Genomic DNA, 21429 nt, shown 5'->3' with positions numbered 1-21429 from the left:
CGAGCGTTCCGTATCAAGGGGGGCCGGGTGCCCCGCCGGCGCACATGGTGGTGTGCGGTGACGACGGGCTCGCGCACCGGCTGACCGCCGAGTTGCGCGGAGTCTACGGCGAGCAGGTCACCCTCGTGGTACCGCCGAACGAGCGCACCGCGAGACCTCCCGTGGTCGGCCGGGCCCGGCTGGCCTCCGCGGCGCTGCTCGACCGTGTGGTGAACGCCGCGGTCGGCCGCGGCGGCAACGGATCCGGGTCCGGGTCCGGCTCGGCCGCGACCGTCACGAGCACCGGCAGCGGTGGCAACGGCGGTGATGCCGCACGGGTGTTGGAGGCGGTCGAGATCACCGAGGCCGTGCTCGCCGAGGCCGGGGTGGAGCGGGCCACCGCGCTCGCCCTCGTCTTCGACGACGACGAGACCAACATCCGGGCCGCGCTGACCGCCCGCCGGCTCAACCCTCGGCTGCGGCTCGTCCTCCGGCTCTACAACCGGCGGTTGGGCCAGCACATCGAGGAACTCCTCGACCAGGCCGCCGCGTTGGCCGCCGGCGACGGCGAGGGCGGCAGCGAAGCGTCCACCACCGTGCTGTCCGACGCCGACACCGCCGCGCCCGCGCTGGCCGCCACCGCCGTCGCCGGCACCAGCAAGGTCGTCCAGACCGAGGGGCTGCTGCTGCGGGCCGTTGAACGACCGGCGGCCGGCACCGGGTTGAGCACGCTCGCCCTGCTCTCCCCCACCGGTGCGGACGCCGAAGGCGGCGGGGAGCAGGAGCCGCGGCTGCTGCCGGACGACGACGAGGTACGGCAGGCCGCCGGGCGGCCGGCCGTGGTGCTGGAGCAGGTGTCGTCGGCGGGCGGCGGGGAGCTGCCCGTGCCCGGCCGGAGCGGAGTTCCGCCGCTCGCCTCGCTGTTCTCGCGGCGGCTGCGGTGGTCGCTGGCGGGCATGGTGGCCTGCGTGGTCGCCCTCGCGGTGGCGCTGTGGGTGGCCACTCCCGGGATCCATCCGTTGCGGGCCTTCTACTACACCCTTCTCGACCTGTTCGCGATCGACAACCCCGCCATCGGGGAGCCACTGAGCCGGCAAATTCTCCAACTCCTCTCCGGACTCGTCGGGTTGCTGCTGCTTCCGGTGCTGCTGGCGGCCGTGCTGGAGGCGCTGGGCACCTTCCGCACCGCCTCCGCCCTGCGGAAACCCCCGCGCGGCCTCGGCGGGCATGTGGTGCTGCTCGGGCTCGGGAAGATCGGCACCCGGGTGCTGACCCGGCTGCGCGAGCTGAACATCCCCGTCGTGTGCGTCGAGTCCGACCCGGAGGCGCGCGGCCTCGCGACCGCGCGGCGGCTGCGGGTGCCGGTGGTGCTCGGCGATGTCACCCAGGAAGGGGTGCTGGAGTCCGCCAAGATCCACCGGGCGTATGCGCTGCTCGCGGTGACCAGCGCGGACACCACGAATCTGGAGGCCGTGCTGTACGCGCGGTCGGTACGGCCCGATCTTCGGGTGGTGCTGCGGCTGTACGACGACGACTTCGCCACCGCCGTGTACCGGACACTGCGCGCGGCGTATCCGCATGCGCTGACCCGGAGCCGGAGCGTCACGCATCTGGCCGCGCCCGCGTTCGCCGGGGCGATGCTGGGGCGGCAGGTGCTCGGCGCCATCGCGGTGGAGCGGAGGGTGCTGCTGTTCGCCGCGGTCGACGTGGCCGGGCACCCCCAGCTGGAGGGCCGGACGGTACGGGACGCTTTCCGGGCCGGTTCCTGGAGGGCACTGGCCCTGGAGGGCCGCACGGACACGGCCCCCGACCACGTACTGGAGAAGGGGGACCGGGTGGTGGTCGCCGCCACCCGCACAGGCCTCGCGGAGCTGCGCTGACCCCCAGGGGGCGGGGCCCCCTGGCGCCCCGTTTCCCACTCTCCCTACGCGCCCAAGTGCCGTGCCGCGAAGTCCATTTCCAGTCTCAGCTGCTTGATGCGCTCGTCCACCACCAGGGAGCCGTGGCCGGCGTCGTAGCGGTAGACCTCGTGGGTCGCCGCTCTCGTTTCCAGGCGCTTGACGTAGTTGTCGATCTGGCGGATCGGGCAGCGGGGGTCGTTGACGCCCGCAGAGATGTAGACCGGGGCCTTGACGTCATCGACGTAGGTCAGCGGGGACGAGGCCTCGAAGCGCTCGGGGACCTCTTCCGGGGTGCCGCCCAGCAGGGTGCGGTCCATGGCCTTCAGGGCCTCCATCTCGTCGTGGTACGCGGTGACGTAGTCCGCGACGGGAACGACCGCGATGCCCACCGTCCACGCGTCGGGCTGGGTGCCGACGCCGAGCAGGGTGAGATAGCCGCCCCAGGAGCCGCCGGTGAGGATCAGGCGGGTGGGATCGGCGAGGCCGGAGGAGACCGCCCAGTCGCGGACCGCCGCCACGTCCTCCAGCTCGATCAGGCCGACCCGGTGCTTCAGGGCGTCGGTCCAGGCGCGGCCGTAGCCGGTGGAGCCGCGGTAGTTGACGCGGATCACCGCATAGCCCTGGTCGACCCAGGCGGCCGGGCCCGCGGCGAAGGAGTCGCTGTCATGCCACGTCGGGCCACCGTGCAGGTCGAAGACCGTCGGCAGCGGGCCGCTCGCGCCGGCCGGCTTCTGGATCAGGGCGTGGATGCGGCCGCCGGGACCCTCCACCCACGCGTCCTCCACCGGCACCGACGGCGGGCAGTCCATGCCCGGCGGGTCCAGGACGACGCCGCCCCTCGTCGAGCGCACCACCGGCGGCTCGGCGGCCGACGACCACAGATACTCCACGCTGCCGTCGGGGCGGGCCGTGGCGCCGGAGACCGTGCCGGGCGGGGTGGGGATTCGGGTCAGCTCGCGGGTCGCCAGGTCGTAACGGAACAGCTCGCTGCGGGCCTCGAAGCCGTGGGCGATGAGCAGGGCCGAGCCGTCCGGATACCACTCGGCGCTGACGTCACCGGGCAGCTCCAGGGCGAGGTCGGTCTCCTCGCCGGTGACCACGTCCCACACCAGGGGCTCCCAGCGGCCCCGGCGCTGATGCCCGATGAGCAGCCGGGTGTCGCCGTCGACCGGGGCGAAGCCGAGCACCTCCAGGCCCAGCTCCTCCGCGCCGCCCTTGGTGTCGTCCAGCTCGGCGACCCGCGTGCCGTCCGGGCGGAGCACGCGCAGCGCCGCGTGCATGGCGTCGCCGTGCTCGGTGTGCTCGATCGCGATCAGGGAGCCGTCGTGCGAGAGGTCGCCGACGCCCGCCGACTCGCGGTGCCGGTAGATCTCGACCGGGTCCGCGTCCTCGCGCGCGAGGTGGAGTGTCGTGCCCTCCTCGTCCGTGGAGCGGCCGACGACCGCCGTGCGGCCGTCGCGGGCCAGGGCGAGCCCGGCCGGGTAGGACGGATCGAGGCCCGGGACGGCCGGCTCGGCCGCCCCGCCCCCGAAGGGCTGGCGACGCCAGATGCCGAACTCGTCCCCGTCCTTGTCGTCGAACCACCAGATCCAGGCGCCGTCCGGGGAGAGCACACCGTCCGTCGTGCCGTTCGGCCGGTCCGTCGCCTGGCGCTGCTCGCCCGTCGCACGGTCCCAGGCATACAGCTCGTACGTCCCCGTCGCGTTCGACACGAACAGGGAGCGGTTCGGCGCGTCCTCCGCCCAGTCGGGCAGCGACACCCGCGGCGCCCGGAAGCGCTTCTCCCAGTCCGGCATACCGGCCGTGCCCTGCACGCCCGGCCTCTTGCTCTCACTCATCGCCCCAGTCATGCGCCCATACTGCCTGGCCCGGCCGACAATTGGGTGGCGCATGTGCGCAGCCTGTGGATAACTTCCCGATCGTGAGCACAGAGACGTCGCCCGTGTCCGGCCCCTCGAACTGGCGCGAGGACAATCGGGCCATGTGGGACGAACGCGTGCCCGTGCATGTCGCCGGTGAGTTCTACGACCTCGACGGCTTCCGGGCCCGCCGGGACGTCCTGCGGGACTTCGAGACGGCCGAGGTCGGCGACGTCACCGGCAGGACGCTGCTGCACCTGCAGTGCCACATCGGGACCGACACCCTCTCCTGGGCCCACCGGGGCGCCGCCCGCGTCGTGGGCCTGGACTTCTCCGCCCCGGCGGTCGAGGCCGCCCGTGCCCTCGCGGCCCAACTCGGCCACGGCCCCGAGCGCGCCGCCTTCGTCACGAGTGACGTCTACGACGCGGCGAAGGCCGTGCCCGAGGCGTCGTACGACATCGTCTACACCGGGCTCGGCGCGCTGTGCTGGCTGCCCGACATCCGCCGCTGGGCGGAAACGGCCGCCTCACTCGTCGCGCCCGGCGGCTTCCTCTACCTCGCCGAGTTCCACCCGCTCACCGAGGCCCTGGACGACGCGACGGGTTCGCGGATCGTGCAGGACTACTTCCGCCGCGAAGCCCAGGTGTGGGACGAGCCCGGCACCTACGCCGACCCGGACGCCCCCACCGTCCACAACCGCAGCGTGTCGTGGCAGCACACCCTCGGCGACGTCGTCTCCGCGCTCGCCGCGACCGGGCTGCGCATCGAGTTCCTGCACGAGCACGACGTGTCGCTCTTCCCGCGCTTCGAGAACTTCGTGGTCCAGGGCGGCTACCACCGCTTCCCGGCGGGCCACCCGCGCATCCCGTTGGTCTACTCGCTGAAGGCGACGAAGGGCTGAGTGCCAAGCGGTGCCCCGCGAGCGGGGCGCGGGCAGCGGCGCCGTACCGTGGAAGGCGTGTACCGCTTTCTGCTGACACCCCGCTGGTGGGGCATCAACGTCTTCGTGCTGCTCGCCATCCCGTTCTGCGTCTTCATGGGGTCGTGGCAGCTGAGCCGGTTCGAGGGGCGGGTACACGACAGTCGCGCCGCGACCGAGCAGGCCGCGTCGGACCAGCACGAGACGGCGCGGCCGCTGGACTCGATGCTGCCCGTCGACAAGGCCACCTCGGGCCGCCGGGCCGCCGCGAGCGGGCACTACGGCAAGCAGCTGCTGGTGCCCGGCCGGCAGCTGGACGACAAGAACGGCTTCTACGTCCTCACCCTGCTGCGCACCGACTCCGGCAAGGCGCTGCCCGTGGTGCGGGGCTGGCTGCCGGGCAGGGCCGACGCGGCGAAGGCGCCCGCGCCGCCGAGCGGCGAGGTCACCGTCACCGGCGCGCTGCAGGCGTCCGAGACGCCCGGGAACAACGGGGTCAGCGCGCAGGGCGGGCTGCCGGCCGGGCAGACGGCGGCGATCAGCTCGGCCTCGCTGGTGAACCTGGTGCCGGACCGGCTGTACGACGCGTGGATCACCCTCGACAAGGCCGACTCCGGGATGAAAGCCGTGCCCGCGAGCGCGCCGGAAGGCACCGGGCTGGATCTGAAGGCGTTCCAGAACCTCGGCTACACCGGGGAGTGGTTCGTCTTCGCCGGGTTCGTGGTGTTCATGTGGTTCCGGTTGCTGCGACGCGAGGTGGAGGCGGCGCGGGACACCGCGCTGGGGCTGGCTCCGGAGGAGACACCGCAGCCGGTGACCAGCGGCTGACGCCGTGGGTGCGGACCGGGCGCGGGGTCGCTCACCGGCGCGCAGGTGCCGCGAGGCAACGGCGCTTCTACGACCCCGCCAGCACCCCGGTGTAATAAACCGTCCCCGCGCACTGCCCCGGCACAGTCGCCGACGCCGCCGGTGAGCCCCCCTGCGCGGTGTGGGTGACCTGCACGCTGCCCTGCGCCGTGCCGTCCTCGGACATCAGCTGGGTGGTCGTACCCCCCGAACCCGCGCTGTCGGCCGAACCGCCGGTGGCACTGGGCGTGGGATCCGGTGACGCACCCCCCGTGGCCGAGCCGCCGGTGGCGCTGCCGCCGCCGGCGGCTGGGCAGGTCGCCGAGGGCACGAAGGCGAACTTCTCCTCGTAGGCCGAGCCCGGCTGCAGGACCAGCCCGGTGACCTCCTGCGTGGGGTCGGGCAGCCCGGTCGCCGCGTCCCCTGCCGTATGCCGCGCGGCGCTGATCCTGGTCTTGTCGGCCGCGCCCACCGCGGTCGGCGTGACGGTGCCCGCGCCGGCGACGGTACACGCGCCGGTGGAGACGTTGACGACGCGGAACGTGCCGTAGACCACGCCCGCGGAGTCGGGGGCCACGGCGGTGCCGGTCGCGGAGCCCAGCTGGGCCGGCGTGCACCGCGGGACCCCGCCCGCGGAGAGGGTGGAGGACGGGTTGGCGCCGCCGGTGGAGCCGGTGCTGCCGCCGCCGGGCCTGCCCTTCCCGCCGGGCTTGCCGGGGTGCTTGCCGGGCCTGACGCTCGTACTGCCGGTGCCCTTTTCGGCGCCCGTGTCGCCGCCCTTGTCCTGGCTCTGCCCGGTGCCGCCCTGGGCCTGCGAGGACTGGCCGGCCATGGCGGTGTCGGGGTCGGTGCCGCCGGAGTGGGAGACGTGCACGAGGGCCGGGATCGCGGTGCCGATGAACAGGGCCGTGGCGGCCATGCCGACGGCGGCCTGCCGCTTGCGTGCCCGCCGCGCGGGAACGGCCCGGCGCAGCCGGTCCAGCGTGCCCGTACGCGGCTCGATGTCGTCGACCGCGGAGTGCAGCATCCGGCGCAGGGCCAGCTCATCGTCCCCGAACCCACCGAGGTCGGCCCCACCCGAACCGGAGCCACCCCCCTCCGGGCCGTCGCCACGCCCCCCAGGCCGCCGCTCAAGCCCCTCGGCACCCGGCTCGGGCCCCTCGGGGACCTTCTTGTCGGGGCCGTGGTTCACAGTTCTGTTCCCAGCGTGCGGTTGCGTGTTGTCGTGCTCGTCCCGGTTCGTCGGTTCGTGCCAGGCGAAGGGCTCATGACGTTCGTGGGAGTGGCGTTCATCGGAATCGCCCCCTTCGGCTCGCTCACTCATGCCGGCGCCTCCATGGCCACGCGCAACGCGGCGATGCCCCGCGAGCCGTAGGCCTTCACCGAACCCAGCGAGATCCCGAGGGTCTCGGCGACCTGGGCCTCGGTCATGTCGGCGAAGTAGCGCAGCACCAGGACCTCGCGCTGGCGGCGCTGCAGGCCCTTCATCGCCTTGATGAGGTCGCGCCGCTCCAGCTGGTCGTAGGCGCCCTCCTCCGCGCTCGCCATGTCCGGCATCGGCTTGGAGAGCAGTTTCAGGCCGAGGATGCGCCGGCGCAGCGTGGAGCGGGAGAGGTTGACGACCGTCTGGCGGAGGTAGGCGAGGGTCTTCTCGGGGTCACGGACGCGCTTGCGGGCGGAGTGGACGCGGATGAAGGCCTCCTGGACGACGTCCTCGCAGGAGGCGGTGTCGTCGAGGAGCAGCGCGGCGAGACCCAGCAGCGAGCGGTAGTGCGCCCGGTAGGTCTCGGTGAGGTGGTCGACGGTCGTACCGGCGGCGGCGGTCGCCGCGGCCTCGTCGGAGCCGTCACGCTGACCTGGTATGCGGGCGGGCCGCGCTGCGGGCATGGGCGCGATCACCGGCATGCCGCCGGGCGTGCGGGGCCGGAGCGCACGGGGCGGCCGAAGGGCCGCCGCACCGCGGGCCGCGCTGAGTTCGAGTACCTCTGCCACGCCAGTTGGACACGCCTCCCCCCACCAGGGTTGTACGTGCCGGGTGTCACATGTGCGACATCCGGCCGTGCCTCAAGTGCCGTCATGCGTCCCGCTCTTCCCTTATGTCCTGTTTGAACGGGCGTCCCCACGCCCGATCATGGCGTCCCCACGCCAGGATCCTCACGCCCACAGCCCCGCAGGAGTGACCGCAAAGACGCTCCCCGCCCTGCAAGCGGTTGCGCGGGGCGGGGAGGAGATTCCTGGGGTGATCTTCCGTTGCCGTACAGGCCTGGTTCAAGTGGTCCGGACCATGCTTCTCAACACATTTCTTACGGAGATCCTACAAACGGCACTCAGGAGAACTCCGCCGCCACCAGCTCCGCGATCTGCGCGGTGTTCAGCGCCGCCCCCTTGCGGAGGTTGTCCCCGCACACGAAGAGTTCCAGCGCGGTCGGGTCGTCCAGGGCCCGCCGGAGCCGTCCCACCCAGGTCGGGTCGGTGCCCACGACGTCCGCGGGGGTGGGGAACTCACCGGCGGCCGGGTCGTCGCACAGCACCACTCCGGGCGCGGTCGCGAGGATCTCCCGGGCCCGGTCGACCGTCACCTCGCCCTGGAAGCGGGCATGGACGGTGAGGGAGTGGGTGGTGATCACGGGGACGCGTACGCAGGTCACGGCGACCGGCAGCTGCGGCAGCCCGAGGATCTTGCGGGCCTCGTCGCGGACCTTCATCTCCTCCGAGGACCAGCCGTCCTCCCGCAGCGACCCGGCCCACGGTACGACGTTCAGCGCGACCGGCTCCGGGAACGGCCCGGTGTCCTCGCCGACGGCCCGCCGTACGTCTCCGGGCTTGGTGCCCAGCTCGGTCCCGGCCACCAGGGACAGCTGGGCCCGCAGGGTGTCCACGCCGGCCCGGCCGGCCCCGCTCACCGCCTGGTACGACGACACCACCAGCTCGCGCAGCCCGAACTCGGCGTGCAGCGCGCCCAGGGCGACGATCATCGTCAGGGTCGTGCAGTTGGGGTTGGCGATGATCCCGCGCGGGCGGGTCCGCACGGCGTGCGGGTTGACCTCGGGCACCACGAGCGGCACCTCGGGGTGCAGCCGGAAGGCGGCGGAGTTGTCCACGACGACCACTCCGCGTGCGGCGGCGATCGGCGCCCACTGCTCGGCGACCTCGTCCGGGACGTCGAACATCGCGATGTCGACCCCGTCGAAGGCCTCTTCGCTCAGGGCCACCACCTCGATCTCCTCCCCGCGCACGGCCAGCTTGCGGCCGGCCGAGCGCGGGGAGGCGATCAGGCGGATCTCGCCCCAGATGTCCGCGTGCTGGGACAGGATCTGGAGCATGACCGCACCGACGGCTCCGGTCGCTCCCACGACCGCGAGCGTCGGCCTGCCGGTCATCGTCGTACGCCTCCGTGCGTCGTGGAGACGGTCATCGGCCGGTGCCGCCGTAGACGACGGCCTCGTCGGTGTCGGAGTCCAGGCCGAAGGCGGTGTGCACGGCACGGACGGCCTCCGGCACGTCGTCCTTGCGGGTGACGACCGAGATACGGATCTCGGAGGTCGAGATCAGTTCGATGTTCACGCCCGCGTCGGACAGCGCCTCGAAGAAGGAGGCCGTGACACCCGGGTTGGTCTTCATGCCCGCGCCGACCAGCGAGATCTTGCCGATCTGGTCGTCGTACCGAAGGGAATCGAATCCGATGCCCAGCCGGTTCCTCTCCAGCGCGTCGATGGCCTTGCGGCCCTCGGTCTTCGGCAGCGTGAAGGAGATGTCCGTCAGGCCGGTGGAGGCGGCGGACACGTTCTGCACGACCATGTCGATGTTGATCGCGGCATCGGCGATCGTCCGGAAGATCGCGGCAGCCTCACCCGGCTTGTCCGGCACGCCGACGACCGTGATCTTGGCCTCGGAGGTGTCGTGCGCGACACCGGAGATGATGGCCTGCTCCACCTTCTTGTCCCCAATCGGCTCACTGCTGACCCACGTGCCCTGCAGCCCGCTGAAACTGGACCGGACGTGGATCGGGATGTTGTAGCGGCGGGCGTACTCCACACAGCGGTGGAGCAGCACCTTGGAACCGGAGGCCGCGAGCTCCAGCATGTCCTCGAAGGAGATCCAGTCGATCTTCTTCGCCTTCTTCACCACACGCGGGTCGGCGGTGAACACGCCGTCGACGTCGGTGTAGATCTCGCAGACCTCGGCGTCGAGCGCGGCGGCGAGCGCCACGGCCGTCGTGTCGGAACCGCCACGGCCCAGCGTGGTGATGTCCTTCTTGTCGGCGCTGACGCCCTGGAAACCGGCGACGATCGCGATGTTGCCCTTGTCGAGCGAGTCCCGGATCCGGCCGGGCGTGACGTCGATGATCCGGGCTTTGTTGTGGACCGAGTCGGTGATGACGCCTGCCTGGCTGCCGGTGAAGGACTGGGCCTCGTGGCCCAGGTTTTTGATCGCCATCGCCAGCAGGGCCATGGAGATCCGCTCTCCGGCGGTCAGCAGCATGTCGAATTCACGCCCGGCAGGCATCGGAGAAACCTGCTCGGCGAGATCGATCAGCTCGTCCGTCGTGTCGCCCATCGCGGAAACGACGACGACAACCTGGTTGCCGTTCTTCTTCGCTTCCACGATCCGCTTGGCGACGCGCTTGATGCCTTCGGCATCGGCTACGGAGGAGCCTCCGTACTTCTGCACGACAAGGCCCACGTGCGCTCCTCGCTCGGTTCGTTTGTGTCGGCTCAGTCTAACGAGCGCCCGAATTCCACCACCCTGCTCCCGCATGGTGAGACGTCGGACGTCCGCGTTCCGCATCTGCCCAGCCTCCGCCGTACCACGCGGAAAAGTGCCCCGCGTCACACTCGTAACAGCGTTAGGTTTCAACCACTGTTTCCACGTTTCCACCGCCGGGTGGTGCGGCATGACGGCACAGGGGGCGGCATGGCGGAGATCCCGCTCGCGGCGATCGTGCTGCTCGGCGCGAGCGTGCAGTGGCTGACCGGCATGGGCTTCGCGCTGGTCGCCGTGCCGGCGCTGGTGCTGCTGCTCGGGCCCGCCGACGGGGTGGTGCTCGCCAACTGTGCCGCCGGCGCCATCAGCGTCGTGGGCCTGGCGGGCGGCTGGCGGCGCGTCCGCCCGGCGGCGATGGTGCCGTTGTGTCTGGCGGCCGCCTGCACGGTCCCGGCAGGCGCCTGGATGACCCGCCAACTCCCGCGTCCTGTCCTGCTGTTGGTGATGGGGGCCCTGGTGACGGTGGCCGTGCTGCTCGTGCTGCGCGGCGCCCGTGTCCCGGCCCTGCGGGGCGGCGCGGGAGCGGTGACGGCGGGCGCGCTGGGCGGCTTCATGAACGCGGCGGCGGGCGTGGGCGGCCCGCCCGTCTCCCTCTACGCTCTCAACGCGGGCTGGACGGTACGGGAGTTCGTCCCCAACGCCCAGTTCTACGGCGTCGCCGTCAACGCGTTCTCCCTGGCCGCCAACGGCACGCCCCGTCTGACCGGGCCCCAATGGGCCGTCACCGGCGCGGCGATGACGATCGGCGCCCTGACCGGCCACACGATCGCCGCCCGCATCCCCGAGCGCCGCGCCCGCCACCTGGTCCTCACCCTGGCCCTGGCGGGCGGCGCCACGGCGATGACGAAGGGCCTGTGGGGGATGTGGCCCGGACACTAGGGTGCAAGCCGTGCGCGTACTTCTGCTGGAGGACGGCGACATGGGCGCGGACGACTACGCGGACACGAAGCCTGAAGTCACCGTAGATGTGGACGAGTTGGACCTGTCCGGCTTCACTTCCCCGGACGGATCCCCAGCGGTCCGCCGATCTCCTCCGCCATGACGCGGCCCGCCTCGAACTCCAGGGTCTCGTCGCCCATGGTGGCCTGGTCGGTGTCGAGGCCGTCGAGCTCTTCCAGGGGCTGGTTGAGACGGACGTGGATGAGGACCGACTGCAGGGCGCGCAGCACGGCGGAAGCCGTCGGGCCCCAGTTGGAGAAGTAGGAGAACTGCCACCACCACAGGGCCTCCGTGGTGCGGCCGGCGCGGTAGTGGGCCATGCCGTGGCGCAGGTCGGTGATGACGTCGGCCAGGTCGTCGGAGATACGGGCCGGGACGGGCGCCTTGCGCGGCTCGTAGGGGTCGAAGACCTCGGAGTAGACGTCGACCGGCTCAAGGAGGCGGGCCAGGTTCTCCCGCAGTTCGTCGACGTCCGGCTCCGGGCCCAGGTCGGGCTCGTAGCGCTCCTCGGGGACGATGTCCTCGTGCGCGCCGAGGCGGCCGCCGGCCAGCAGCAGCTGGGAGACCTCCAGGAGGAGGAAGGGCACGGTCGAGCCCGGCTCGTCGCCTCTCGATACCTCCGCGACGGCCACCAGGAAGCTCTCGACCTGGTCCGCGATCTGAACCACGAAATCGTCCGGGTTCTGAGCGGTCGCGTGCAGTGTGGCGTCAGACATCTAGGAGTCGTCTCCCCTCGAAGGCGCGGCCGAGTGTGACCTCGTCCGCGTATTCCAGGTCGCCACCCACCGGGAGGCCGCTGGCCAGGCGGGTGACCTTCAGGCCCATGGGCTTGATCATGCGAGCGAGGTACGTCGCCGTCGCCTCGCCCTCCAGATTCGGGTCCGTGGCCAGGATCAGTTCCGTGACCGTCCCGTCGGCCAACCGCGCGAGAAGTTCTCGTATACGCAGGTCGTCGGGACCGACACCCTCGATCGGGCTGATGGCGCCGCCCAGGACGTGGTAGCGCCCGCGGAACTCGCGGGTGCGCTCGATGGCGACGACGTCCTTCGGCTCCTCCACCACGCAGATGACCGAGGGGTCCCGGCGCGGGTCACGGCAGATGCCGCACAGCTCCTCCTGCGCCACGTTGCCGCACGTCGCGCAGAAGCGGACCTTCGCCTTGACCTCCATCAGCGCCTGCGCGAGCCGCTTCACGTCCGTCGGCTCGGCCTGCAGGATGTGGAAGGCGATCCGCTGCGCGCTCTTGGGACCGACGCCGGGCAACCGCCCCAGCTCGTCGATGAGGTCCTGGACCACGCCTTCGTACACCGGACTGCCCTTCCTGGAGACCTTTCGGTTCGTACCGTAGTTGGCCCGGCCTCAGAACGGCAGACCGGGGATGCCTGTGCCGCCGCCGAGGCCCTGGGCCAGCGGGCCGAGCTTCTGCTGCTGGAGCGTCTGCGCGTTCTCGTTCGCCGCCTGTACGGCCGCCACGATCAGGTCGGCGAGGGTCTCGACCGTCTCCTCGACGGATGCAGCCTCCGGGTCCACGGCCTTCGGGTCGATCTTCAGCGCCCGCAGCTCACCGGCGCCGGTCACGGTGGCCCTGACCAGACCGCCGCCCGCCTGCCCGTCGACCTCCGTGTTCGCCAGTTCCTCCTGCGCCCGCTGGAGATCCTGCTGCATCTTCTGGGCCTGCTGGAGCAACTGCTGCATGTTGGGCTGGCCACCACCGGGGATCACGATCAGCTCCTCTACGTTCTTCTCCTTGAGCATGAGCCTACGTGGTCCAGGCCCCCGTCGCCCCGCCACTCTTTCGAGTGAGAAGTGCACGACGCCTATACCTGATCAAGACCCTCTTCCGGGCGGAAAAGCCGGGAAAGCTCCTTCTTCGCCACCCATTGGGCGGTAGGAAGGGTGCCGCACGTCGGAAGGGTGTGTCACGCTGCGTGACCGGTCGTGATCAGTGATCAGTAGGGAGTGCCGGGTGGGTCAGCCGGAGATGCAGCCCGAGGGTCCGCCACAGGACGGGCGGGGCGAGGATGCGGCCGGGCTGCGGCCGGGCGATCTGACCGGGCGGGCCTTTCCGCTCGGGGACTGGGGGGAGCCCGCCGAGCGGCTCGACGAGCTGTACCGGTGGGTGGAGCGCGGGGCGCTGGACACGGCGTCCTGGTATCTGCGGGACCGGGTGTGGAAGCGGCGCGGCGCGCGGGCACTGCGGTCGGCCGCGGCGGCGGGTGCGGTGGCCGGTGCCGCGCTGCCACTGCTGGACCTGGCGGGCGCGGCGCGCGGGGTGGCGCCGTGGGGCTGTCTGGCGCTGCTGCTGGCGGTGGCCTGTGCCGGCATCGACCGGTTCTTCGGCGTGACGTCGGGCTGGATGCGGGACGTGGCCACGGCCCAGGCGGTGCAGCGCCGCCTTCAGGCCTTGCAGTTCGACTGGGCCTCCGAGAGCATCCGGGAGGTCCTGGGCCCGGCGGAGGGCACGGCGAGCGAGGCGTCCGAGCGGTGCCTCGGGGTGCTGCGGCGCTTCTCGGAGGACATCACGGAACTGGTGCGCACGGAGACCACCGACTGGATGGTCGAGTTCCGCACCGGGGCGGCTCCGCTGGGGATCCAGGCGGCGGTGTCGTATGTGCCACGACAGGAAGCCGCGGGCTCCGGCGGCCGTTTCCCCCTGCCCCCGGCGAACGGCACCCGTCCGAACATGCCCCGCCAGCGCCCGCCGGAGCCCCGTTAGGCTCACTGCCTGGTGTACGTCAGGCTCTCCCCGCCGCTCGCCTTCGCCCGCTTCAGACTGCCGCTCGGCAGCAGCGTGACCTCGGTGGCCTCGCCCGGGGTGCAGGAGGTGGCGGGTTCGCCGCTGGTGACGGTGGACGGACCGATCTCCAACGTGCCGTCCGCGCCCGGCTGTCGAGTGAGCCTGGCCTCGAAGACACAGTGGTACATGCCGCCGTCGTTCGTCGGCCCGTCCGCGATCAGCGTCAGCACGCTGTCGCCCACCTTGCCCTGCCGGATGGTGAGTTGGCGGGTGTTGATCCCCGCGTCGGAGTCGATCGTCGCCTTCCAGGTGCCCAGATAGCCGCCGGGGACATCCCCGTCCGTGGGCGCGGAGGCCGAGGCGGAGTCGGACGGCGTGGACGCGGTGGGATCAGGGGTTGTGGTAGGCGCGGGACCGACCTTCCCGCCTCCCTGGGCGTGGCCACCGCCCCCGTTGTTCATCAACGCGTACACCGAGCCGCCCGCACCCAGCGCCACCACCAGCGCGACCACGACGAGCAGCGCGGTGGACCGTCCACTGCGCCGCTCCGCCTCCGGCGCCCCGCCATAGGAGGGGTACGGCTGCTGCCCCCCGGCCTGCTGCGGATAGCCGTAGGCACCGCCACCCGACTGGGGATGCTGCTGGGCGTACCCGTACCCGAACCCGGGAGCGACCGGCGGAGCCTGCCCCGAAACGACGGTCGGCAGATGCTCCACGCCCCCGACCGGCGCATCAGAGACGGCAGCATGCTCGGGCACCCCCTCACGGCCGGCCTCCGAGGCGCCACCATCCGCACCCGACGACGGCGGTACGGCTGGTACGGCCGGGAACCCGGACCCGGCCGGAGGCCGGGTGCCCTCCGGCGCACCGGCACCGGACGGCGCCCCGCCCCCGGAAGCGTCCTCCCCCTCCGGATCCTCAACCTCCAGCAACTGCACAGCATGCCGCCCGAGTTGAGCGACCAACGCCCCCGGCAGCCAGGGATCCCGGGACCGCCCCCCGGACACGGTGTCCTCCGCCCCGGTCCGCTCCAGCAACGCATCCAGCGAAGGCCGGGCCCCCGGATCCTTGCGCAGGCAATCCCGGACCAGGTCCGCGATCCCCTCCGGCACCCCCGCCAGATCCGGCTCCTCCTGAGCGATCCGGAACATCAACGCGTGCGCACCGCTGTCGGCGGTCCCGAAGGGCATCGCCCCCGTAGCCGCGTAGGCGAGCATGGACCCCAGGCAGAACACATCGCAGGCCGGCGTGATCCGGTCCCCCCGCACCTGCTCGGGCGCCATGAACCCCGGCGATCCGACCAGCGACCCGGTCCGGGTCAGTCCCTCCCCGCCCGGCGACGTCGTCTCCAGCGCCCGCGCGATCCCGAAGTCGATCACGCGCGGCCCGTCGATGGTCACGAGCACGTTCGACGGCTTCAGATCCCGGTGCACGATCCCCGCAGCATGGATGTCCTTCAGCGCATGCGCGAGCCCCGCCGCGAGGATCCGTACCGACCGCTCGGGCAGCGCCCCGTGATCGTGGCCGACGACCTGCTGCAGACTCGGCCCGGCGACGTATCCCGTGGCCACCCACGGCACCGGCGCCTCGGTGTCGGCGTCGAGCACGGGCGCGGTCCAGTACCCGCCGACCCGCCGCGCGGCCTGCACCTCCTGCCGGAAGCGCGCCCGGAACTCCTCCTGTGCGGCGAGTTCCTCGCGGACCAGTTTCACGGCGACGGTACGACCCCGCTCCGAGCGGGCCAGATACACCTGCCCCATGCCGCCCGCGCCCAGCCGTGCCAGCAGCCGGTAGCCGCCGATGTGCGGCGGATCCCCCGCCCCCAGCTTCTCCATGGCCCGCCCCGCCTTCCCCCCGTACCCCGGACACCCCGCACGCGCCCCGCAGCCACGCATACGTGTACGACGGACCGAGAATAATCCGGCCCCTCGGGGGAGTCGCGCGGCCCGGCGCCTACGGTTCAGTAACAGGCCACTCAGCCGCTCGGGACCTCGTACCCGGCGCGGGCGAGGCAGGCGGTCGTGTGCCCCGCTCCCGGTCGCCGAGGCTGTCGTAGCCACACACGCGTGGACAACCTGTCGCGGAATCCCCCCGTCCACAGAACAAGACGCCGATAGGCCTTCCGCATCGCGGACATTTACGCTCGCCGCATGACCCCTCAGCCCAACCCCGATGCCGGCGCCGCAGTGAAGGCCGCGGACCGTGCGCACGTCTTCCACTCCTGGTCCGCGCAGGACCTGATCGACCCGCTCGCCGTCGCCGGCGCCGAGGGGTCGTACTTCTGGGACTACGACGGCAAGCGGTACCTGGACTTCACCAGCGGGCTCGTCTACACGAACATCGGCTACCAGCACCCGAAGGTCGTCGCGGCCATTCAGGAGCAGGCGGCCACGATGACGACCTTCGCGCCCGCCTTCGCGATCGAGGCGCGCTCGGAGGCGGCCCGGCTGATCGCCGAGCGGACCCCCGGCGACCTGGACAAGATCTTCTTCACCAACGCCGGCGCGGACGCCGTCGAGCACGCGGTGCGGATGGCCCGGCTGCACACGGGCCGCCCGAAGGTGCTCTCGGCCTACCGCTCGTACCACGGCGGCACCCAGCAGGCGATCAACCTCACCGGCGACCCGCGTCGCTGGGCGAGCGACACCGCCACGAACGGCGTCGTCCGCTTCTGGACGCCGTTCCTCTACCGCTCCCGCTTCTACGCGCAGACGGAAGAGCAGGAGACCGCGCGGGCGCTGGAGCACCTGGAGACGACGATCGCCTTCGAGGGGCCGGGCACGGTCGCGGCGATCATCCTGGAGACCGTCCCCGGTACGGCCGGGATCATGGTCCCGCCGCCCGGCTATCTGGCCGGTGTCCGGGAGATCTGCGACAAGTACGGCATCGTCTTCATCCTGGACGAGGTCATGGCCGGCTTCGGGCGCACCGGCGAGTGGTTCGCCGCCGATCTCTTCGGTGTCGTACCCGACCTGCTGACCTTCGCCAAGGGCGTGAACTCGGGTTACGTCCCGCTCGGCGGCGTCGCGATCTCCGAGAAGATCGCCGAGACCTTCGGCAAGCGGCCCTACCCGGGCGGTCTGACCTACTCCGGGCACCCGCTGGCCTGTGCCGCCGCCGTCGCCACGATCAACGTGATGGCGGAGGAGGGCGTGGTCGAGAACGCCGCGCGGCTCGGCGAGAGCGTCGTCGGCCCGGCCCTGGCCGAGCTGGCCGAGCGGCACCCGAGCGTCGGCGAGGTGCGCGGTGTCGGCATGTTCTGGGCGCTGGACCTGGTGAGGAACCGCGAGACCCGCGAACCGCTGGTGCCCTACAACGCCACGGGCGAGGCGAACGCCCCCATGGCCGCGTTCGCGGCCACCGCCAAGCAGCACGGCGTGTGGCCCTTCGTGAACATGAACCGGACGCATGTCGTCCCGCCGTGCACGGTCACGGAGGCCGAACTGAAGGAGGGCTTCGCCGCCCTGGACGCGGCACTGACCGTGGCCGACGAGTACACGGCGTAGTTCACGGCGCAGTTCACGGTGCGGTACAGGGCGTAACCGAACAGCGGCTGACGTCGGGCAGGCTCGAACGCGTAAGGTGACGTGCTCGTAAGAGGTAGGCGAGTACGTCATCTACGCGCGAGGAGACTCCGACGATGCCCGGCACCGGTGCCGTGACGCGCAGCACCCTGCGCCAGCAGATCGCGGACGCGCTCCGTGACGAGGTGCTGGCGGGGCGGCTGCGGCCGGGACGGGCGTTCACGGTCAAGGAGATCGCCGAGCAGTACGGCGTCTCCGCCACGCCCGTGCGCGAGGCGCTGGTCGACCTGTCCGCACAGGGCATCCTGGAAGCCGACCAGCACCGCGGATTCCGCGTGCCGGAGTACACCCTCACCGACTACCGGAACATGATCGAGGCCCGCAGCCTGGTCACCGACGGCATGTTCCAGGCCCTCAGCACCGGCCACCCCGCCTTCCACACCCCGCCGGAGGACCCGCGCACGACCGCGGCCCTGGCCACCGTGCGCCGCCGCGGCGAGGAGGCCCAGCGGGCGGCGGCGGCCGGCGACCTCACCATCCTCATCGGCTACGACCTCCGCTTCTGGCGCGAGCTGAGCGCCCTGTTCGGCAATCCCTACCTCGGCGACTTCCTCGACCGGCTGCGCGTGCAGTCCTGGGTGTGCGCGGTGCAGCATCTGCTCCGCCTGCCCGACCTGCGCGGGCGCCTGTGGGCCGGGCACACGGACCTGGTCGACGCGCTGGCCCGCCGCGAGTCCGACACCGCCCGCTCGATCGTCGCCGCCTCCAACGCCCACTCGCTGGCGCTGCTGGAACACCTGGCCGGTAGCTGACGGGGCGAGGGGGTATGGGACCTGCACATCACCGATTACCCTGCCCTGACCACCTTCTCTGTGTGAGGAGCCCTCTTTGGCCTGTGACCTGTGGCTGGTGCCGCTCGTGGACGTGTTGTGCCACACCCCGGACAACCCGTTCGCCGAAGAACTCGCTCAGTACAACAACGCGCTGACGGCGGCCGGGCTGCCCCCGGTGCCGGTGTACCAGTACATGCCGGGCCTGTCCGGCGAGGTCGCGCCCGTGGCCGGCTTCGACTACGACGCCCTCCACTTCCTGCGCCGCGCGTATCTCCTCCAGGTGTGCGGGCTGGCGGTGACCCCGGTGGACGAACTGGGCGGTGACTACGAGCAGTTGCTGGAGATGTTCGAGTCCACGGCCCAGCAGTCCCACCTGGTCTGGCACTACGACCACGCGGGCGCGTACGTCCCGGTCGACTTCCCGCAGCCGCTGTCCAACGAGGAGCTGCTGGCGGGCGGCGGTCCGCTGGGCTCCTCGCAGACGCTGCTGCGCGAACTGGAGTACGTCGCCCCGACCATCGGCATCGACCCGGCCAACCCCCCGGCGGCCCCGGCTCCGCCCATGGCTCCCACGGAACTGGAGGAACCGGCGATCCCGGCGCCGTACGACCCGAGCCCGTTCGCCCGCGAACGGCACGTATGGCTGGGGCTGCACGCGGCGGCGACCCGTTCCCTGGCCCAGGGCTCGATGATCGTCTTCAGCTGAGAAGGCCGCTCGCCGGACTGGTGTGATTTCACCCACCTGTTCTTGTCGTGGGGGAAATGCACACCTACGTTCGGTGGCATGTCCCCCGACGACTCCGCCTTCGACTTCACCGTCGACCTCAGCGCACACGAGATGCTCCGGCGCACCCACGTCATGGCCGCCCTGGGCCCCGGCTGGGACCCCGCGGCGGCACTCCGTGGCGAGGAGGAGGCTCGGGCGCTGCTCTACTCCGGCCTGGACGCGGAGCAGCAGCGGATCTACGACGAGCTGGTGGCGGCCGGTGTGCTCCCCGCGGGACCGGGCGATGCTGCCGCTTGATCCGCAGGCCGACACAGGACGGCGCGCCTGGGGCGTGGACTGCCCCGACTGCGACGACCGGCGCGGGTGGCGCTACCTGCTGTCCAACACCGGCAGCCTGCTGCACCTGCAGTGTCCGGCGTGCCACCATGTCTGGTCGCACGAGACACACTTCGGCGCCACCCGCCGGACGCCCTGACGGTCAGAAGACCGGCGTGCCGTTCTGCGTGAGCTTCCAGTTGGTGACCGCGAAGTCCGCCGGGTTCAGCGTCTTCTTCGCCGTGACGTAGTCGATCATCAGCTGGCGGATCTCGTTGGTCGAGCTGTAGGCGTTCGGCGCCGAGGCGATGTGCGGGTAGCCGGAGCCGCCGTTCGCGCGGTAGTTGTTCACCGCCACGACGAAGACCTGGTCGTCGGCGACCGCCTTGCCGTTGTAGCTGAGGTTCTTGATCCTCGACCCCTCCGGCTGGGCGATGTCGATCTCGAAGTCGACGCCCGCCGCCGTGTCGTACATGTAGTCCCAGAAGCTGTTGGCGTTGGTGAGGGTCGCCGTGTCGACCTTCGTGCCGGCCGGCACCTGGTGGTAGTACTTCGCCGCGTACTCCAGGTAGTCCTTGAGCTGGGCGCCCGTGAGCTTCTTGCCGTACAGGGTGTTGTCGTAGATGTAGAGGCCGGCGATGTCCTTGATGGTGACGTTGCCCTGGGGGATGTCCGCCGTGCGGGAGAAGGGCGCCGCCATCGAGATCAGCGGGAGCGCCGCGTCGGCCGTGGACAGGCCCGCCTTCACGTTCTCCATCTGCACCTTGTGGATGAAGTCCATGATCGGCACGTCCTTCCAGCAGGACTCCGCCGCCGAGAGGTCCGCCGTGCAGGTGCCGACCGCCGTGTTCACGTACTTCACGACCAGCTCGTGGTCGGCCTGCAGGAGCTGCTTGATCTCCGGGTCCTCGTCCACCGAGTTGGGGTTGAGGGTCTGCGCCTTCTTGCTCGTCACCTTCCACTGCCCGTGGTGCAGTTCGAGCTCGAAGTCGAAGACGCTGAGGCGGTAGCCCCAGCAGTACGGCTCGGAGAGGAGGACCTCTTCGCCGGTCTCCGCGTTCTTCACCGTGTAGGACGGGACCTCGACGTGCGTGTGGCCCACCAGGATCGCGTCGATGCCCGGCACCTGCTCGGCGACCAGGTTCGACGCGTTCTCCACGTACGGGAGTTCATCGCCGTAGGAGGACGAGCCGTCCAGGCCCGAGTGGTCGGTCAGGAAGACGACGTCGCAGCCGAGGGCACGCAGGCGCGGGACGTACTTCTTCGCCTGCTCCACCAGGCCCGGGAACACCATCTTCCCGCTGACGTTGTCCTTGTCCCACAGCGCGATACCGGGGTTGGTGAGGCCGAGGATGCCGACCTTGATGTCGGGCGCGCCGGGGACCCGGATCCGCTTGACGGTGTACGGGTGGAAGGCGGGGCGCAGGGTCTTCGCGTCCAGGGCGTTCGCGCCGAGCAGCGGGAAGTGGCACTGGCTCTCGAACTTGCGCAGCACCTCGATGCCGTAGTTGAACTCGTGGTTGCCGAGGGCGGCGGCGTCGTAGCGCATGTGGTTCATGGCCACGGCCATCGGGTGCCTGGGACCCTTCTTGCCGCCGGTGCCGGTGATCGGGTCGATGCGCGCGAAGTAGTAGGCGAGCGAGGTGCCCTGGATGATGTCGCCGGCGTCGACGAGCAGGACGCGGTGCTCGCCCTTCGCCTCGCGCTGCTGCTTGATGAGGGTGGCCACACGCGCCACGCCCACCGAGTTGCCGGCCTTGTCGGTGTAGGCGGCGTCCTTGTAGTAGTCCCAGTCGAAGACGTGGCTGTGCAGGTCGGTCGTACCGAGGATGGAGAACGACCAGGTGCGGGGGTGACAGTCCCGCTGCTGCTCGGCCGCCTGCGCGGGGGCCGCCGCGGCGGTTCCCGCGGCGGCGACGGCCGCACCGGTGACGGCCGTCTTCTTCACGAACTCCCGGCGGTTCATGGGACTGAGGGGCATTCGAGGCTCCTGTTTCGGCTGGAGATTGGCGACGAGCAGCGGCGGTGCTGTGCGGAGGCTACCCGCGTAGATGCTGCTAGCGCCCACGATTGCCGGAAACCAGG

Annotated in this window: 20 protein-coding genes; 10 read left to right on the top strand and 10 right to left on the bottom strand. The window is 71.4% G+C overall.

Annotated features, from left to right (window positions below; translation table 11 throughout):
• The first annotated feature begins 44 nt into the window (after window positions 1-44).
• Complete coding sequence (locus AV521_RS35645) at window positions 45-1859, top strand: NAD-binding protein (RefSeq protein ID WP_076094562.1); 1815 nt, start codon at window positions 45-47, stop codon at window positions 1857-1859.
• A 44-nt stretch (window positions 1860-1903) separates the two neighbouring features.
• Here AV521_RS35645 and AV521_RS35640 read toward each other — a convergent pair whose 3' ends face one another.
• Entirely contained in the window at window positions 1904-3718 is a 1815-nt protein-coding gene (locus tag AV521_RS35640) for a prolyl oligopeptidase family serine peptidase (RefSeq protein ID WP_076094560.1), read from the bottom strand.
• A 143-nt stretch (window positions 3719-3861) separates the two neighbouring features.
• Here AV521_RS35640 and AV521_RS35635 point away from each other — a divergent pair, with 143 nt between their 5' ends.
• Window positions 3862-4641, top strand: a complete 780-nt coding sequence (locus AV521_RS35635; protein WP_076094558.1) for a bifunctional 2-polyprenyl-6-hydroxyphenol methylase/3-demethylubiquinol 3-O-methyltransferase UbiG — start codon at window positions 3862-3864, stop codon at window positions 4639-4641.
• 57 nt (window positions 4642-4698) lie between these two features.
• Window positions 4699-5487, top strand: a complete 789-nt coding sequence (locus AV521_RS35630; RefSeq protein WP_179023636.1) for an SURF1 family protein — start codon at window positions 4699-4701, stop codon at window positions 5485-5487.
• A 67-nt stretch (window positions 5488-5554) separates the two neighbouring features.
• Here the strand turns inward: AV521_RS35630 and AV521_RS35625 are convergent, their stop codons facing one another.
• The 4 genes from AV521_RS35625 to AV521_RS35610 form a co-directional block, all read right to left on the bottom strand.
• Entirely contained in the window at window positions 5555-6829 is a 1275-nt protein-coding gene (locus AV521_RS35625) for a hypothetical protein (protein ID WP_076094554.1), read from the bottom strand.
• Window positions 6826-7497 carry a SigE family RNA polymerase sigma factor gene (locus AV521_RS35620; protein ID WP_076094553.1) on the bottom strand — a complete coding sequence of 224 codons (672 nt, stop codon included), beginning with the start codon at window positions 7495-7497 and terminating at the stop codon, window positions 6826-6828. The genes AV521_RS35625 and AV521_RS35620 overlap by 4 nt, the downstream gene beginning before the upstream one ends.
• Window positions 7498-7832: 335 nt before the next feature.
• Complete coding sequence (locus AV521_RS35615) at window positions 7833-8885, bottom strand: aspartate-semialdehyde dehydrogenase (protein WP_076094551.1); 1053 nt, start codon at window positions 8883-8885, stop codon at window positions 7833-7835.
• Window positions 8886-8916: 31 nt separating this feature from the next.
• On the bottom strand, window positions 8917-10188 hold the full coding sequence (locus AV521_RS35610) for an aspartate kinase (protein ID WP_076094549.1): 1272 nt from the start codon (window positions 10186-10188) through the stop codon (window positions 8917-8919).
• Window positions 10189-10419: 231 nt separating this feature from the next.
• Here AV521_RS35610 and AV521_RS35605 point away from each other — a divergent pair, with 231 nt between their 5' ends.
• Window positions 10420-11148, top strand: a complete 729-nt coding sequence (locus tag AV521_RS35605; RefSeq protein ID WP_076094547.1) for a sulfite exporter TauE/SafE family protein — start codon at window positions 10420-10422, stop codon at window positions 11146-11148.
• 113 nt (window positions 11149-11261) lie between these two features.
• On the opposite strand, the gene AV521_RS35600 is transcribed toward AV521_RS35605, so the two are convergent.
• Genes AV521_RS35600 through AV521_RS35590 form a run of 3 tightly spaced genes read right to left on the bottom strand, consistent with a single transcriptional unit; the run spans window position 11262 to window position 12930 of the window.
• Entirely contained in the window at window positions 11262-11924 is a 663-nt protein-coding gene (locus AV521_RS35600; RefSeq protein WP_076094545.1) for a DUF5063 domain-containing protein, read from the bottom strand.
• Window positions 11917-12516, bottom strand: coding sequence for a recombination mediator RecR (gene recR / locus AV521_RS35595; RefSeq protein WP_076094544.1), 600 nt, complete (start codon window positions 12514-12516; stop codon window positions 11917-11919). Before recR ends, AV521_RS35600 begins: the two co-directional genes overlap by 8 nt.
• Window positions 12517-12567: 51 nt before the next feature.
• Entirely contained in the window at window positions 12568-12930 is a 363-nt protein-coding gene (locus AV521_RS35590) for a YbaB/EbfC family nucleoid-associated protein (protein WP_076094631.1), read from the bottom strand.
• A 244-nt stretch (window positions 12931-13174) separates the two neighbouring features.
• Here AV521_RS35590 and AV521_RS35585 point away from each other — a divergent pair, with 244 nt between their 5' ends.
• Entirely contained in the window at window positions 13175-13924 is a 750-nt protein-coding gene (locus AV521_RS35585) for an SLATT domain-containing protein (RefSeq protein WP_076094542.1), read from the top strand.
• Window positions 13925-13926: 2 nt separating this feature from the next.
• Here the strand turns inward: AV521_RS35585 and AV521_RS35580 are convergent, their stop codons facing one another.
• Complete coding sequence (locus AV521_RS35580) at window positions 13927-15780, bottom strand: serine/threonine-protein kinase (protein ID WP_076094540.1); 1854 nt, start codon at window positions 15778-15780, stop codon at window positions 13927-13929.
• 315 nt (window positions 15781-16095) lie between these two features.
• Here AV521_RS35580 and AV521_RS35575 point away from each other — a divergent pair, with 315 nt between their 5' ends.
• From AV521_RS35575 to AV521_RS35555, 5 genes are all read left to right on the top strand, one after another.
• Window positions 16096-17451 (top strand): aspartate aminotransferase family protein, encoded by a 1356-nt coding sequence (locus tag AV521_RS35575; protein WP_076094538.1) that lies wholly within the window; start codon window positions 16096-16098, stop codon window positions 17449-17451.
• A 134-nt stretch (window positions 17452-17585) separates the two neighbouring features.
• Window positions 17586-18281, top strand: coding sequence for a GntR family transcriptional regulator (locus tag AV521_RS35570; RefSeq protein WP_076094536.1), 696 nt, complete (start codon window positions 17586-17588; stop codon window positions 18279-18281).
• A gap of 76 nt (window positions 18282-18357) precedes the next feature.
• Window positions 18358-19008 (top strand): hypothetical protein, encoded by a 651-nt coding sequence (locus tag AV521_RS35565; protein ID WP_076094534.1) that lies wholly within the window; start codon window positions 18358-18360, stop codon window positions 19006-19008.
• Between the two features lie 78 nt (window positions 19009-19086).
• Window positions 19087-19326, top strand: coding sequence for a DUF6400 family protein (locus AV521_RS35560; RefSeq protein ID WP_076094532.1), 240 nt, complete (start codon window positions 19087-19089; stop codon window positions 19324-19326).
• Complete coding sequence (locus AV521_RS35555; protein WP_076094531.1) at window positions 19313-19504, top strand: hypothetical protein; 192 nt, start codon at window positions 19313-19315, stop codon at window positions 19502-19504. Before AV521_RS35560 ends, AV521_RS35555 begins: the two co-directional genes overlap by 14 nt.
• A gap of 3 nt (window positions 19505-19507) precedes the next feature.
• Here the strand turns inward: AV521_RS35555 and AV521_RS35550 are convergent, their stop codons facing one another.
• Window positions 19508-21325 (bottom strand): bifunctional UDP-sugar hydrolase/5'-nucleotidase, encoded by a 1818-nt coding sequence (locus tag AV521_RS35550; protein WP_076094529.1) that lies wholly within the window; start codon window positions 21323-21325, stop codon window positions 19508-19510.
• Window positions 21326-21429: the final 104 nt, after the last annotated feature.

It is taken from the genome of Streptomyces sp. IMTB 2501, from assembly GCF_001953885.1.
In the GTDB taxonomy this organism is placed as follows: domain Bacteria; phylum Actinomycetota; class Actinomycetes; order Streptomycetales; family Streptomycetaceae; genus Streptomyces.
Note: the sequence above shows the minus strand (reverse complement) of the source record. Positions and strands in the feature narration are given on the sequence as shown.